The organism is Pseudomonas sp. R-28-1W-6, from assembly GCF_009799925.1.
Classification (GTDB): Bacteria; Pseudomonadota; Gammaproteobacteria; order Pseudomonadales; family Pseudomonadaceae; genus Aquipseudomonas.
On sequence record NZ_WELK01000002.1, the window covers coordinates 366,333 to 381,014 of the forward strand.

Annotated in this window: 15 protein-coding genes; 3 read left to right on the forward strand and 12 right to left on the reverse strand. The window is 63.2% G+C overall.

What is annotated here, in order from left to right; translation table 11 throughout:
• Positions 1-49: 49 nt before the first annotated feature.
• The 7 genes from F3I62_RS05940 to rplM form a co-directional block, all read right to left on the reverse strand.
• Complete coding sequence (locus F3I62_RS05940) at positions 50-463, reverse strand: ClpXP protease specificity-enhancing factor (RefSeq protein WP_160082407.1); 414 nt, start codon at positions 461-463, stop codon at positions 50-52.
• An 18-nt stretch (positions 464-481) separates the two neighbouring features.
• On the reverse strand, positions 482-1,099 hold the full coding sequence (locus tag F3I62_RS05945; protein ID WP_160082409.1) for a glutathione S-transferase N-terminal domain-containing protein: 618 nt from the start codon (positions 1,097-1,099) through the stop codon (positions 482-484).
• Positions 1,100-1,189: 90 nt separating this feature from the next.
• Positions 1,190-1,972, reverse strand: coding sequence for a cytochrome c1 (locus F3I62_RS05950; protein WP_160488755.1), 783 nt, complete (start codon positions 1,970-1,972; stop codon positions 1,190-1,192).
• Complete coding sequence (locus F3I62_RS05955) at positions 1,972-3,183, reverse strand: cytochrome bc complex cytochrome b subunit (protein WP_160083456.1); 1,212 nt, start codon at positions 3,181-3,183, stop codon at positions 1,972-1,974. The genes F3I62_RS05950 and F3I62_RS05955 overlap by 1 nt, the downstream gene beginning before the upstream one ends.
• Complete coding sequence (gene petA / locus F3I62_RS05960) at positions 3,183-3,776, reverse strand: ubiquinol-cytochrome c reductase iron-sulfur subunit (protein ID WP_160488756.1); 594 nt, start codon at positions 3,774-3,776, stop codon at positions 3,183-3,185. The genes F3I62_RS05955 and petA overlap by 1 nt, the downstream gene beginning before the upstream one ends.
• Before the next feature lie 250 nt (positions 3,777-4,026).
• Positions 4,027-4,419, reverse strand: a complete 393-nt coding sequence (gene rpsI, locus F3I62_RS05965) for a 30S ribosomal protein S9 (RefSeq protein WP_160488757.1) — start codon at positions 4,417-4,419, stop codon at positions 4,027-4,029.
• Positions 4,420-4,433: 14 nt separating this feature from the next.
• A complete protein-coding gene (gene rplM, locus F3I62_RS05970) occupies positions 4,434-4,862 on the reverse strand; it encodes a 50S ribosomal protein L13 (RefSeq protein ID WP_016490991.1) in 429 nt (142 codons plus the stop codon).
• A gap of 277 nt (positions 4,863-5,139) precedes the next feature.
• On the opposite strand from rplM, the gene F3I62_RS05975 reads away from it, so the two are divergent.
• Positions 5,140-6,177, forward strand: a complete 1,038-nt coding sequence (locus F3I62_RS05975) for an NADP(H)-dependent aldo-keto reductase (RefSeq protein ID WP_160488758.1) — start codon at positions 5,140-5,142, stop codon at positions 6,175-6,177.
• A 57-nt stretch (positions 6,178-6,234) separates the two neighbouring features.
• On the opposite strand, the gene F3I62_RS05980 is transcribed toward F3I62_RS05975, so the two are convergent.
• Positions 6,235-7,371, reverse strand: coding sequence for an acyl-CoA dehydrogenase family protein (locus F3I62_RS05980; protein ID WP_160488759.1), 1,137 nt, complete (start codon positions 7,369-7,371; stop codon positions 6,235-6,237).
• A 234-nt stretch (positions 7,372-7,605) separates the two neighbouring features.
• On the opposite strand from F3I62_RS05980, the gene F3I62_RS05985 reads away from it, so the two are divergent.
• On the forward strand, positions 7,606-8,508 hold the full coding sequence (locus tag F3I62_RS05985) for a GlxA family transcriptional regulator (RefSeq protein WP_160489034.1): 903 nt from the start codon (positions 7,606-7,608) through the stop codon (positions 8,506-8,508).
• A gap of 55 nt (positions 8,509-8,563) precedes the next feature.
• Here F3I62_RS05985 and zapE read toward each other — a convergent pair whose 3' ends face one another.
• The 3 genes from zapE to F3I62_RS06000 all read right to left on the reverse strand — a co-directional run bounded on the left by zapE (position 8,564) and on the right by F3I62_RS06000 (position 11,988).
• A complete protein-coding gene (zapE, locus tag F3I62_RS05990; protein WP_160488760.1) occupies positions 8,564-9,658 on the reverse strand; it encodes a cell division protein ZapE in 1,095 nt (364 codons plus the stop codon).
• A gap of 160 nt (positions 9,659-9,818) precedes the next feature.
• The gene (locus F3I62_RS05995) at positions 9,819-11,165 is read right to left on the reverse strand and encodes a tryptophan--tRNA ligase (RefSeq protein ID WP_160488761.1); all 1,347 of its coding nucleotides are present in this window, start codon (positions 11,163-11,165) and stop codon (positions 9,819-9,821) included.
• 199 nt (positions 11,166-11,364) lie between these two features.
• On the reverse strand, positions 11,365-11,988 hold the full coding sequence (locus tag F3I62_RS06000) for an alpha/beta fold hydrolase (protein WP_160489035.1): 624 nt from the start codon (positions 11,986-11,988) through the stop codon (positions 11,365-11,367).
• A 138-nt stretch (positions 11,989-12,126) separates the two neighbouring features.
• Here F3I62_RS06000 and F3I62_RS06005 point away from each other — a divergent pair, with 138 nt between their 5' ends.
• Positions 12,127-12,561: a ZapG family protein gene (locus tag F3I62_RS06005; RefSeq protein ID WP_160488762.1), complete on the forward strand. Its 435-nt coding sequence runs from the start codon at positions 12,127-12,129 to the stop codon at positions 12,559-12,561.
• Between the two features lie 219 nt (positions 12,562-12,780).
• Here the strand turns inward: F3I62_RS06005 and cysN are convergent, their stop codons facing one another.
• Positions 12,781-14,679 carry a sulfate adenylyltransferase subunit CysN gene (cysN, locus tag F3I62_RS06010; RefSeq protein WP_160488763.1) on the reverse strand — a complete coding sequence of 633 codons (1,899 nt, stop codon included), beginning with the start codon at positions 14,677-14,679 and terminating at the stop codon, positions 12,781-12,783.
• Positions 14,680-14,682: the final 3 nt, after the last annotated feature.

Genomic DNA, 14,682 nt, shown 5'->3' on the forward strand with positions numbered 1-14,682 from the left:
GGGCGCCCTAGGCGCCCTTGTCGTTTCTATCCGAATGATCCACCAAGACTTACTTGACCACCTTCAGGCTCGGCCGCCCACTCGGCCGCGACGGCTCACCGCCGGACGGACCATCGTCATCCGGTCCCTGCTCGTCATCGTCCTCGTCGACCGGCGGTTCCAGCTCGAAGACCATGCCCTGCCCGTTCTCCCGCGCATAGATCGCCAGCATGGCGCCGGCCGGGATGAACAGCGAATGGGCCACCCCGCCGAAACGCCCCTCGAAGCTGACCGCCTCGTTGTCCATGTGCAGGTTGCGCACGGCACTGGGCGACACGTTGAGCACGATCTGCCCATCGCTGGCGAAGCCCGGTGGCACGCGCACCCCCGGAAACTCCGCGCTGACCAGCAGATGCGGCGTGCAATCGTTGTCGAGGATCCACTCGTAGAGGGCTCGCACCAGGTAGGGACGACTGGAATTCATGACGGACGACCTCCTGAGTTAGCGCATGTCGCGTTCGACATCGGACAGACTGGCCTTGAACGCCTCACGGGCGAACTGCCGCTCCATGTAGTCGAGCAGTGGCTTGGCCGGCTTCGGCAGCTCGATCCCCAGCAGCGGCAAGCGCCAGAGAATCGGCAATAAGCAGCAATCTACCAGACTCAGTTCTTCACTGAGAAAAAACGGCTTATCGGCAAACAGTGGGGATACACCGGTCAGGCTCTCGCGCAATTCCTTGCGCGCCTGGACCCGGGCCGGTTCCTTGCTGCGCGAATCGAGGATCAGGTCGACCTGCTTGCACCAGTCACGCTGGATGCGATGGATCAGCAGGCGGCTGTTGGCCCGCGCCACCGGGTAGACCGGCAGCAGCGGCGGATGGGGATAACGCTCGTCCAGATATTCCATCACCACGGTCGACTCGTACAACGCCAGATCGCGGTCAACCAGGGTCGGCACGCTGCCGTATGGGTTGACTTCGGCCAGCTGCGGCGGGCAACGGCCCGGAGCGACGTCGATGATCTCGGCACTCACGCCCTTCTCGGCCAGCACCAGGCGCACGCGATGGGAGTAGTGATCGGCGGGGTCGGAATAGCAGGCCAACTTATTCGGTGCGGCCATGATGCCCCTCCTTAAAAAACCAGATTGCAGAAACAGAAAAACGCACGCGCCCATTATGGGCGCGTGCGTCTATAGCGGTAACGCGATGGATCAGTGCACGTCCTTCCAGTATTCGCGCTTGAGCAGGTAGGCGAACACGAAGAAGAAGGCCAGGTACAGCAGCACATAGACACCGATGCGCTGGCTTTCCAGCTTGACCGGGTTGGCCGAGTAGGCCAGGAAGGTCACCAGGTTGTGGATCTTCTGGTCGAACTCCGCCTCGGTCAGCGCGCCGGTTTTCGGCACAACGGTCAACTGATCACAGGCTTCGTGGGTGATCGGCGCACCGGTCAGCGGGTCGTACTGCTTCTTGCCGTGCTCGACCACCTGAACCTGCTTGCAACCGATGACCTGGCGGCCCTGCAGGCCAACCAGCACGTTCGGCATGCCGACGTTCGGGAACACCTTGTTGTTCACCCCGTAAGGACGAGTCGGGTCCTCATAGAAGGTGCGCAGGTAGGTGTACAGCCAGTCGGTGCCACGCACACGAGCGACCAGGGTCAGGTCGGGCGGCGCAGCGCCGAACCAGACCTTGGCATCGTTGGGCTGCATGCCGATCTTCATGTGGTCGCCGATCTTGGCGCCAGTGAAGACCAGGTTGTCCATCATCAGCTCTTCCGAAATGCCCAGGTCCTTGGCCACGCGCTCGTAGCGCTGGAACTTGGCACTGTGGCAACCCATGCAGTAGTTGGCGAAGGTACGCGCGCCATCCTGCAGGGCAGCCTTGTCGGCCAGGTCGATGTCGACATGGTCATTCGGATACTCGAGCGCCGCCTGAGCCAGAGCAAAGGCCGGCAGTACAGCGAACATCAGTGCGATAAATTGCTTTTTCATCAGCCAGTCACCCTTTCCGGAACCGGTTTAGTCTTCTCCATCCGGGTGTAGAACGGCATCAGGATGAAGTAGGCGAAGTACAGCGCGGTGCAGATCTGCGACAGCAGGGTACGACCCGGAGTCGGGGCCAGCACGCCGAGCACGCCAAGGATCACGAAGGATACGCAGAACACCAGCAGCCAGATCTTGCTCAGCCAGCCCTTGTAGCGCATCGACTTGACCGGGCTACGATCCAGCCACGGCAGGACGAACAGCACGGCGATGGCGGCGCCCATGGCGATAACACCGAGCAGCTTGTCCGGAACGGCGCGCAGGATCGCGTAGAACGGCGTGAAGTACCACACCGGGGCGATGTGGGCCGGGGTCTTGAACGGGTTGGCCTGTTCGAAGTTCGGCTTCTCGAGGAAGTAGCCACCCATCTCCGGGAAGAAGAACACGATGGCGCAGAAGACGAACAGGAAGACCACCACGCCGACGATGTCTTTCACGGTGTAGTAGGGATGGAAGGCGATGCCGTCGAGCGGAATGCCGTTCTCGTCCTTCTTCTTCTTGATGTCGACGCCGTCCGGGTTGTTCGAACCGACTTCATGCAGCGCCAGGATGTGCAGCACGACCAGGCCGAGCAGGACGATCGGCAGGGCGATCACGTGCAAGGCGAAGAAGCGGTTCAGGGTGATGCCGGAAATCAGGTAGTCACCACGGATCCACTGGGTCAGGTCATCACCGATCACCGGAATGGCACCGAACAGCGAGATGATCACCTGGGCACCCCAGTAGGACATCTGGCCCCACGGCAGCAGGTAGCCCATGAAGGCTTCGGCCATCAGGCACAGGTAGATCAGCATGCCGAAGATCCACACCAGCTCGCGCGGCTTCTGGTAGGAGCCGTAGAGCAGGCCGCGGAACATGTGCAGGTACACCACCACGAAGAACGCCGAGGCGCCGGTGGAGTGCAGGTAGCGGATGATCCAGCCGAACTCCACATCACGCATGATGTATTCGACGGAAGCGAAGGCTTCTTCGGCCGACGGGGTGAAGCTCATGGTCAGCCAGATACCGGTAACGATCTGGTTGACCAGCACCAGCAGTGCCAGGGAGCCAAAGAAATAGAAGAAGTTGAAGTTCTTCGGAGCGTAATACTTGGACAGATGGTCTTCCCACATCTTGGTCGCGGGGAAGCGCGCATCGACCCATGCCATGAACTTGTTCATCATGCCTTCTCCTGGTCCACGCCGACGACGATGACATCATCCGACTCGTACGAGTACGGCGGCACCGGCAGGTTCAAGGGCGCAGGCTGGGCCTTGTAGACACGGCCTGCGAGGTCGTAGCGGGAGCCATGGCAAGGGCAGAAGTAGCCGCCCACCCACTCGGCACCGAGGTCGGCAGGCGCCACTTCCGGACGGAAGGATGGCGAGCAGCCCAGGTGCGTGCACAGACCGACCAGCACCAGCAGTTCGGGCTTGATCGAGCGGGTCTTCTTGTCGACATAGGTCGGCTGCACCGAAGCAGCAGATTCCGGGTCGGCGACAACGCCCTCGAGCTTGGCCAGGTTACCGAGAATTTCCTCGGTACGGCGCACGATGAACACCGGCTGGCCACGCCATTCAGCAATCATCTGCTGGCCGGCCTCGACCTTGCTGATATTCACTTTCACCGGTGCACCAGCGGCCTTCGCCTTGGCACTGGGGAACCATGACCCCACGAACGGAGTCGCAGCACCCACCGCTCCGGCAGCGCCCACCACAGAGGTGGCCGCTACCAGGAAGCGACGCCGGCCTGCATTCACGCCGTCATTGCTCATTCAGTCGTCTCCCATCAGCTTTGTGGCCTGTTGTTCAGGCCTCTACTAGGTAAAAAGCTAGCCGCACAAAATTTGCCGAATGGTAAAGAAAAGCCCCTTTTCTGACAAGGTAATTACCGGATACAAATTGCCCGGAAGCCTTGCCAGCCGCGGCATTCACCAATGCGGCACGTTGTCGCAGGGTATATAGGCGCCCATAAAAAACGCCCAGCTCCGAAAGGAAACTGGGCGCTTTTGAACGCAGCAGCGATTAACGCTTGGAGTACTGAGGACGCTTACGCGCCTTACGCAGACCCACTTTCTTACGTTCAACTTCACGGGCATCGCGAGTCACGAAGCCAGCTTTACGCAGGGCCGGACGCAGACCTTCGTCATAGTCCATCAGGGCGCGGGTGATACCGTGACGGATCGCACCGGCCTGACCGCTGACACCACCACCGAGAACGGTGACATAGATGTCGAACTTCTCGGTGGTCTCGGTCAGCTCCAGCGGCTGACGCACGACCATGCGAGCGGTTTCGCGACCGAAGAAGGTATCCAGGGTGCGGTTGTTGATGGAGATCTTGCCAGTACCCGGACGCAGGAAGACGCGTGCGGTAGCGGTCTTGCGACGGCCAGTGCCGTAATTTTGAGTCGCCGACATAATGAACTATTCCGTTAAATCTTCAGTTCTTGGGGCTGCTGAGCGGTGTGCGGGTGAACAGCACCCTTGTACACCTTCAGCTTGCGGTACATGTCGCGACCCAGCGGGTTTTTCGGCAGCATGCCCTTGACCGCGGTCTCGATCACGCGCTCGGGGGCCTTGGCGATCAGCTTCTCGAAGTTGATTTCCTTGATGCCACCCGGGAAACCGGAGTGCGAATAGTACATTTTGTCGGTGGTCTTGGCACCGGTCACACGCACCTGTTCGGCGTTGATGACGACGATGTAGTCGCCGGTATCAACGTGCGGGGTGTATTCCGGCTTGTGCTTGCCACGCAGACGGCTTGCAATTTCAGTGGCCAGACGACCCAGGGTCTGGCCGGCAGCGTCGACGACGTACCAGTCGCGCTTAACAGTTTCCGGTTTTGCAGTAAAAGTCTTCATTCGCTATAGCCTCAGGGGCCGCCCTGAAAATAAGACGGCGGATCTTACTGAATAGTGCTTGCTTTGACAAGTCAAAGACGGCCGGAAAACAGACGCTATCGGGGGCTCGGGTCAGCGCGTCCGCTACGGCGGGGGTTTCGGCGGGCTAGGCATCCCCACCTTCTTTCTCGAACAGGCTAGGCATCCCCGCCGAGAAAGCCGCGAAATTATGCCGATTACTGCAAAAATAGCAACCTGCTTTATGCTTGCCGTTTCCGCCACAGCCAAGGAGCAGCGCATGGAATACCGTCAACTGGGCCGCAGCGATCTCAAGGTCAGCGCCCTGTGCCTGGGCAGCATGACTTGGGGCGAACAGAACGACGAGGCCGAGGGTTTCGCCCAGATCGACCGCGCCCGCGCCGCCGGCATCAACTTCCTCGACACCGCCGAGATGTACCCGGTACCGCCTCGCGCCACGACCTATGGCGCCACCGAACGGATCATCGGCAACTACTTCAAGGCCCGCGGCAACCGCAGCGAGTGGATTCTGGCCAGCAAGGTGGCCGGCCCCGGCAATGGCATCGACTACATCCGCGACGGCCAGCTCAAGCACAACCGCGCGCATATAGTCGCCGCGCTCGACGCCAGCCTGCAGCGCCTGCAAACCGACTGGATCGACCTGTACCAACTGCACTGGCCGGAGCGCAGCACCAACTTCTTCGGCCAGCTCGGCTATCACCACCAGGAACAGGACTTCACCCCGCTGCAGGAAACCCTGGAAGTGCTCGGCGAACAGGTCAAGGCCGGCAAGATCCGCCATATCGGCCTGTCCAACGAAACCCCCTGGGGCACCATGAAGTACCTGCAACTGGCCGACAGCCTGGGCCTGCCGCGTGCGGTGTCGGTGCAGAATCCCTACAACCTGCTCAACCGCAGCTTCGAGGTAGGCCTGGCCGAGGTGGCGATGCGCGAACAGTGCGGCCTGCTGGCCTACTCGCCTCTGGCGTTTGGCATGCTCTCCGGCAAGTACGACAACGGCGCCCGCCCGGCAGGCGCACGGATCACCCTGTTCAGCCGCTTCTCGCGCTACACCAATGCGCAATCCCAGGCTGCCTGCAGCCGCTATGTCAGGCTGGCCCAGGAACACGGCCTGGATCCGGCACAGATGGCCCTGGCATTCGTCACTCGCCAGCCCTTCGTCACCAGCAACATCATCGGCGCCACCAGCCTGGAGCAACTGGAAAGCAACCTGGGCAGCATGAGCCTGGAGCTGAGCGAGGAACTGCTGGAGGCCATCGAGGCGATCCACCGCGAACAGCCCAATCCGGCGCCCTGATCTTCACGCCAAGAAAAAAGCCCGGCATCTGCCGGGCTTTTTTCTGTCAGCGCCGATTCAGAGCGCGCGACTGATGATTTCCTTCATGATCTCGTTGGTGCCGGCGTAGATGCGCTGCACCCGCGAATCGGCCCAGGCGCGGGCGATCGGGTACTCCAGCATGTAGCCGTAGCCGCCATGCAGCTGTACGCACTCGTCGATCACCTTGCACTGCAGGTCGGTGCTCCAGTACTTGAGCATCGCTGCGGTCGGCACATCCAGCTTGCCCTGCAGGTGCAGTTCCAGGCAGCGGTCGACGAACACCCGACCGATCTGGATCTCGGTGGCCATCTCGGCCAGCTTGAAGCGGGTGTTCTGGAAGTCCGCCACCGCCTTGCCGAATGCCTTGCGCTCGCGGGTGTAGTCCTTGGTCCACTCGAGCGCGGCCTCGGCCGAGCTGATGGCCAGCAGGCCCACGGTCAGGCGCTCCTGCGGCAGCTCCTGCATCAGATAGACGAAGCCCATGCCCTCCTTGCCCAGCAGGTTTTCCTTGGGCACGCGCACGTCCTGGAAGAACAGCTCGGAGGTGTCCTGGGCCTTCATGCCGACCTTTTCCAGGCGCTTGCCCTTGGCGAAGCCCGGGGTGTTGGCCTCGACCAGGAACAGGCTGATGCCCTTGGCCCCAGCCTTGGCATCGGTCTTGGCGACGACTATCACCAGATCGGCAAGGAAGCCGTTGGTGATGAAGGTCTTCGAGCCGTTGATCACGTACTCGTCGCCGTCCAGCACGGCGGTGGTCTTCACCCCCTGCAGGTCGGAGCCGGTGCCCGGCTCGGTCATGGCGATGGCGGTGACCAGCTCGCCGCTGACCAGTTTCGGCAGGTACTTGTGTTTCTGCTCCTCGGAGCCGTAATGCAGGATGTACGGCGCGACGATATCCGAATGCAGGGAGAAACCGATGCCGGACAGCCCCAGGCGCGACTGCTCCTCGATCACCACGGCGCTGTAGAGGAAATCGGCGCTCATGCCGCCGTATTCTTCCGGGATGTGCGAGCAGAGCATGCCGGCCTCACCGGCCTTGTTCCACAGGGCGCGATCGATGTGACCGTCCTTCTCCCACTGGGCGTGGAACGGCACGGCCTCCTGCTCGAAGAATTTACGCACGGACTCGCGAAACTGCTCGTGCTCGTGACTGAACAGGGTTCTTGGAATCATTGTTACACCTGCATCTGAGTGGTCATGGAGTGAGCTTCACTCTAGGCCAGGCCAGGAGGACTAGACACTGGACACATGCGACAAAAAATAAGACGATCCAGCCACTGAATGACCGTTTCACCACCAATAAGAATAATTGCCATGCCTGCGACAACCGCCCAGACCCGCATCTGCATCCTCGCCACCGAGGGCGTATTCGCCGCCACCCTGATGCAGGCGCGCGATTTCTTCCACATGGCCGGCCTGCGCTACAGCAAGCAGCAAGGCCTGGACCAGGCCACCAACTTCCAGATCCGCGTGGTCAGCCCCGACGGCCAGGCCGTGACCAGCTTCAGCCAGGCCAATATCCAGGTGGATGGCACGCTGGAAGCCGCCGACGTGATCATCCTGCCGGCCTTCTGGGGCGACTTCGACGAGCTGCGCCAGCGCTACCCGCAGATCATTCCCTGGCTGCGCGAACAGCATGCCGCCGGCGCCGCCCTGTGCGGCGAAGCCACCGGGGTATTCTGGATGGCCGAGGCCGGCCTGCTCGACGGCAAGGAGGCGACCACCTACTGGCGCTTCTTCCGCGAATTCGCCGAGCGCTTCCCCAGGGTTCTGCTCAACCAGGACAAGCACCTGTCGGACGCCGACAACCTGTACTGCGCCGGCGGCGTCACCTCGGCCTGCGACATGTACATCTACCTGATCGAACGCTACTGCGGCGCCTCCATCGCCCAGGGCGTGGCCCGCGACATCCTCTACGAGACCCAGCGCAGCTACAGCCCGGGGCGCATCGGCTTCGGTGGACAGAAGCTGCACCAGGACGTGGCCATCCTGCAGGTCCAGCAGTGGCTGGAAGAACACTTCGCCGAGAAATTCCGTATCGAGGACGTGGCCCGCGAGCACGGCATGAGCATCCGCAACTTCATGCGCCGCTTCCAGGCCGCGACCGGCGATAAGCCACTGCACTACCTGCAGCGCCTGCGCATCGAGACGGCCAAGAGCCTGCTCAGCTCCACGCGCAAGAGCATCAAGACCATCAGCTACGAAGTCGGCTACGACGACGCCAGCTTCTTCGCCCGCCTGTTCCGCCAGCACGCCGAGCTGTCACCCAACCAGTATCGCCGGCAGTTCCTGCACAAGGACGGCGCCTGAAACGCAAAAGGGGTTGCCGACTGGCAACCCCTTTTTCACATCGGCACAGGCCGATTTATGGCTTGTGCGCCCGCGACAGGAACTCGTGGGACTGCATCTCCAGCAGACGGCTGAGGGTACGCTGGAACTCGAAGCTCAGGCGCCCGCCGGTGTACAGGTCCTTCAGTTCCACTTCGGCGGAGATGATCAGCTTGACGTTGCGGTCGTAGAACTCGTCCACCAGGTTGATGAAGCGCCGCGCCATGTCGTCCTTGGCCACGCCCATCTGCTCGACGTTGGCCAGGATCACCGCGTGGTAGATCTTGCCCAGTTCGATGTAGTCGTTCTGGCTGCGCGGGCCGTCGCACAGCTCGCGGAACTCGAACCAGGCCACGTCGTCGCCTTCCTTGCGCGCCATGATCGCGCGGTTCTCGATCATCAGCGCCTTGTTCTCTTCCACCACGCAGTGCTCGGGCAGCAGGCTGCGGAAGCTCTTCTCCAGGCTGACCTCGGCCTCGGCATCCAGCGGCCAGTGGAACAGCTCGGCCTGCTCCAGGGCCCGCAGGCGGTAATCGACGCCACTGTCGACGTTGACCACCTCGGTGTGCTGCTTGACAAGGGCGATCGCCGGCAGGAAGCGCGCGCGCTGCAGGCCGTCCTTGTACAGACCGTCCGGGACGATGTTGGAGGTGGCCACCAGGGTCACGCCATTCTTGAACAGCTCGTCCAGCAGGGTGGCGAGGATCATCGCGTCGGTGATGTCGGAAACGAAGAACTCGTCGAAGCAGATCACCCGCGCCTCGTCGGCGAAGCGCTTGCCGATGATGGTCAGCGGGTTCTTCTCGCCCTTGAGGGTCTTCATTTCCTCGTGCACGCGCTTCATGAAGCGGTGGAAGTGCGTACGCATCTTCTGCGGGAACGGCAGCGCATCGAAGAAGGTATCGACCAGGTAGGTCTTGCCACGCCCGACCCCACCCCAGAAGTACAGGCCCTTGACCGGCCCCTGGCGCTTCTTGCCGAACAGGCCGCCGAGCAGGCCCGGCTTGCTCTTGGAGTCGGCCACCAGGTCGTCGTACAGGCGCTGCAGATGACGCACGGCAGTTTCCTGGGCGGCGTCGTGGAAGAAGTCCGGCCGTTGCAGGTCGGCCTGGTAGCGCGCAAGAGGAGTCATGATGGGAAATTCGGTAACAAAAACGGGGCGGTCACTTTAACGACGCACCCCGTGCTTGGCAATCGTAGGTTGGGTTGAGCGCGGCGAAGCCCAACGAACAGTGGCGGCATGGCCATGTTGGGCTTCGCCGCTACGCGCCTCAACCCAACCTACGCAGCGCTTATTCCTGCGGCGCCAAAGCCTCGCGCAGGCGGGCAATACCCGCGTCACGGGCCGCGGCATCGGCAAAGGCCGGGCTTTCGCCGACCAGCTCGCCATCCAGCCACAGGCCGAAGCCTTCGCCCTGCTCGCGCACATCCAGCGCCTCGCCGGACTGCAGGCGCTTGCTGGCCTGGCCCGCCGCCTTGCCATCGGCAAAGGACCTGGACAGCAGCAACTGCTCGCCGGCGGCATCCAGCAGGCGGAAACGGAAGCTGCCGTCCTCGTCGCGGAAGCTGACGAAGCGCGCGCTCTTGGCCGCCTTCTTCTTGCCGGCTTCGCCGCTCTGCGCCTGGCTGCGGAAGGAACGCAGGCCCACCGCCTCGCGCAGTTCGCCGAGGAACGGGGTGGCGGTCTTGCGCGCCTTGGCCGCACCCTCGAGGAGGATGTCCTCCAGATCCGCCGGACGCTCGATCAGCGCGTGGTAACGCTCGCGCGCCTCGCCCAGTTCGTTGTCGAGCAGCTGGAACAGGCGCTGCTTGGCTTCGCCCCAGGCCAGGCCGGCGAGCAGCTCGGCGCGGAACTCGGCCTGCTGGGCCGGGGTGGCGAAAGCCTGGAACAGGGTGAACAGGTGCGAGTTGTCCGGATCCTTGGCCTCGCCCGGCAGCCGGGAGTCGGTGACGATGCGGGCGATGGCATCCTTGAGCTGCTTGGCCGAACCGAACAGCGGGATGGTGTTGTCGTAGCTCTTGCTCATCTTGCGCCCATCGAGGCCCGGCAGGGTCGCCACTTCCTCCTCGATCACCGCTTCCGGCAGGGTAAACAGCTCCCGGCCCTGGCCGAACAGGTGGTTGAAGCGCTGGCCGATGTCGCGGGCCATCTCCACGTGCTGGATCTGGTCGCGCCCGACCGGCACCTTGTGCGCGTTGAACATCAGGATGTCCGCGGCCATCAGCACCGGGTAGCTGAACAGGCCCATGGTGATGCCGGCATCCGGGTCTTCGCCCTGCTCGATGTTCTTGTCCACCGAGGCCTTGTAGGCGTGGGCGCGGTTGAGCAGGCCCTTGCCGGCCACGCAGGTGAGCAGCCAGCACAGCTCGGGAATCTCGGGGATGTCGGACTGGCGGTAGAAGGTCGCCTTGTTCACGTCCAGGCCACAGGCCAACCAGGTGGCGGCGATCTCAAGGCGCGAACGCTGGATGCGCGCCGGGTCGTCGCACTTGATCAGCGCGTGGTAGTCGGCGAGGAAGTAGAACGAGTCCGCATCGGCCGCGCGACTGGCGACGATGGCCGGGCGAATGGCGCCCGCGTAGTTGCCCAGGTGCGGGGTTCCGGTGGTGGTGATGCCAGTCAGGATTCGGGTGGTCATGTTCGGGTTCGCTTTACTTGAGCCGACTTATGATCTCGCGAGCTAGAGCCAGGCTAGGCAAAAACAGGCGAGGAAGCGGAGTTTACTTTGGTAAATGAGCATTGCTCGTTGAACTCGCCCTTCGGGCCGCGCTGAAGCGCGTCAGCAGCAAGCTGCTTCCGAGCCTGTTTTTAACGACGCATGGCCGACGCGCAGCAGATCATAAGCGCGGCTGCACCAGGTCTTTAAGCTCGGGAAGCTTGCCGTGAAAAAAGTGGCCGCATTCTGCCACTTTCAGCAGCTCATGAGGACGTTGCAGCGCCGCCGACCAGGCGAACACCAGGGCGGGATCGATCACTTCGTCCTGCTCCGGCTGGATCACCGTCAGTGTGGCGCGCTCGGGCAGCTGCTCCGGCGCCTGCAGGCGCTGCACCGCCGGGGCGACCATGAACAGTCGCTGCGCGCCGGCACCCTGGGCCTCCAGGCGGCCGCCCAGGGCCGCAGCGACGAAGCCGCCGAAGGAGAAGCCGAACAGGTTCAACGGCAACTGTGGATGCTCGGCACGCAGCCAGCGCGCGGCCGCTTCGGCATCGTCCACTTCGCCGGTGCCCATGTCATGGCTGCCGGCACTGGCGCCGACGCCGCGGTAGTTGAAACGCAGGGTGCTGTAGCCCATGTCGCGCACCGCGCGCTGCAGGGTGGAGACCACCTTGTTGAGCATGGTGCCGCCCTGCACCGGGTTGGGGTGGCAGAGCAGCGCCACGCCCTTGGCGTCCGGCACTTCGAGGTAGAGGGCTTCCAGCGGGCCGCACGGGCCATCGAGGGAGAGAGGGGTTTCGCGGATCAACTGCGGGAACTCCGTGACCCCGGGTCGGGTCGACACGTCTTGGTTAGGCACAACGCACAACACGGCTCGCAAGCGGTATACAGCGCGGTTTGGAGCCGCTACCGTAAAGCAAAGCCGTATAGAGAGGAAGGACTCGTGGAACAGACGATATCGCCCTGGTTGCTCACCGCCATTGCCCTGCTGGGCGGCGTCGCCATCGGCTTTGCCCTGGCGCGCCTGCTGCCCAACGCCGCGCCCAGCCGTACCCAGCGCCAGCTGGATGAAATGCAGCAGCGTTTCGACTCCTACCAGAGCGAAGTGGTGACCCACTTCAACACCACCGCCAGCCTGGTGAAGAAGCTCACCCAGAGCTACCAGGAAGTGCAGGAACACCTGGCCGACGGCGCCAACCGCCTGGCCCTCGACGAACTGACCCGCCAGCGCCTGCTCGCCGCCCTGCAGGCCGAAGACGGCGGCGAAAAACGCGAACGCCTGACCCCGCCGAAAAGCAACGAAGCACCCAAGGACTACGCCCCGAAAGCGCCGGATGCTCCGGGCACGCTGGACGAGACCTTCGGCCTCAAGCGTTGATCTGCGACTAACCGCCGAGAAAAAGCCCCGCCAATGCGGGGCTTTTTTATTGGACGCGACACGAGCCAAGTACGGGCACTCAGCCCGCTGTCGCCAGGGCCCAGGGCTCTTGCAGGAGCGGCTTCAGCCGCGAAGCCTGACACGCCCTACGGATAGTGCCGCCACCAACCGCACACAAAAAAGCCCCGCATGAGCGGGGCTTTTATGACCACCATAGGCTTAGATCGCGGCGCGGCTACGCAGCAGATCGAGCACCTGCTTGACGCCCTCCTCCACCGACAGACTCTGGGTGTCGATCACCAGATCGGCATCCAGCGGTACGTCGTAGGGGAAGGACTCGCCCGGGATGTTGTCGCCAGCGGCGGCATACAGGCCCTGCGGATCACGCTCGCGGCACGCGGCCGGCGAGGCCTGCACGTAGACGGTGAGCAGGCGCTCGTTGCCGATCAGCGCCTTGGCCTGCTCGCGGCCTTCGGCATCCGGGGCGACGAAGGCGGCCAGGGTCAGCAGGCCGGCCTCGTTGAACTGCCGCGCGACGTGGGCGGCACGCCGCCAGTTCTCGGTGCGCCCGGCGCGATCCTGCGCCAAGCCCTTGTTCAGGTCGTGACGCAGGTTCTGCCCATCCAGCACGTACACGGCGCGGCCCATGTCGAACAGCTTGCGCTCCACGGCATAGGCCAGGGTGCTCTTGCCGGCGCCGGACAGGCCGCTGAACAGCACGGTGGCCGGCTGCTGGCCGAAGCGGGTGGCACGCTCTTCGGTGGATACATGGGCCAGCTTGCCGTGGTGACCGCCGGCCGGGTGGGCCTGCGGTGCGGCGATGATCATGCCGGCACCGACGGTGCCGTTGGTCAGCCGGTCGATGACGATGAAGGCACCGGTGGTGCGGTTCTGCGCATAGCCGTCGAGGGCGATCGGTGCATCCAGGGCGACCTTGACCTTGCCGATCTCGTTGAGCTGCAGGCTGCTCGCCGGGCCTTCTTCCAGGGTATTCACATCGACCCGGTGGGCGATGCTGGCGATCGAGCCCGGCACGTAGCTGGTGGCGCGCTTGATGTCGTACTTCTTGCCCGGCAGCATCGGCTCCTCGGCCATCCACACCAGCATGGCGTCGAAGCTGTCGCTGATCTGCGGACGGTTGTCGGCATGCACCAGCATGTCGCCGCGGGACACGTCGATCTCGTCTTCCAGGGTCAGGGTGATCGCCTGGCCCGGGCCGGCATGCTCCAGCTCGCCTTCGTAGGTGACGATGGACTTGACCTTGCTGCCCTTGCCCGACGGCAGCGCGACCACTTCGTCGCCCTTGCGCACGATGCCGCTGGCCAGGGTGCCGGCGAAACCGCGGAAGTTCAGGTTGGGACGGTTGACGTACTGCACCGGGAAGCGCAGGTCGTCGAAGTTGCGGTCACCGGCCACCTCCACGGTTTCGAGGATTTCCATCAGCGACTGGCCGGTGTACCAGGGCGACTGCTCGCTCTTGTTCACCACGTTGTCGCCCTTCAGCGCCGACATCGGCACGAAGTGCAGCGAGCTCGGCTTGAGCGCGATGCCTTCGGCGAACTTCAGGTAGTCGGCCTTGATCTGCTCGAATACGCCCTGATCGAAGCCCTTGAGGTCCATCTTGTTGATGGCCACGACGATGTGCTTGATGCCCAGCAGGCTGGCGATGAAGCTGTGGCGCTTGGTCTGGGTCTGCACCCCGTAACGCGCGTCGATCAGGATGATCGCCAGGTCGCAGGTGGAGGCGCCGGTCGCCATGTTGCGGGTGTACTGCTCATGGCCGGGGGTGTCGGCGATGATGAACTTGCGTTTGGCAGTGCTGAAGTAGCGGTACGCCACGTCAATGGTGATGCCTTGCTCGCGCTCGGCCTGCAGGCCGTCGACCAGCAGCGCCAGGTCCACTTCATCGCCGGTGGTGCCGACTTTCTTGGAATCCTTGGTGATGGCTTCCAGATGGTCTTCGTAGATCATCTTGGTGTCGTGCAGCAGGCGCCCGATCAGGGTGCTCTTGCCGTCGTCGACGTTGCCGCAGGTGAGGAAGCGCAGCAGCTCTTTGCGTTCGTGCTGGGCCAGGTACGCAACGATGTCCTGGCTGATCAGATCGGATTGATGGCTCATGGT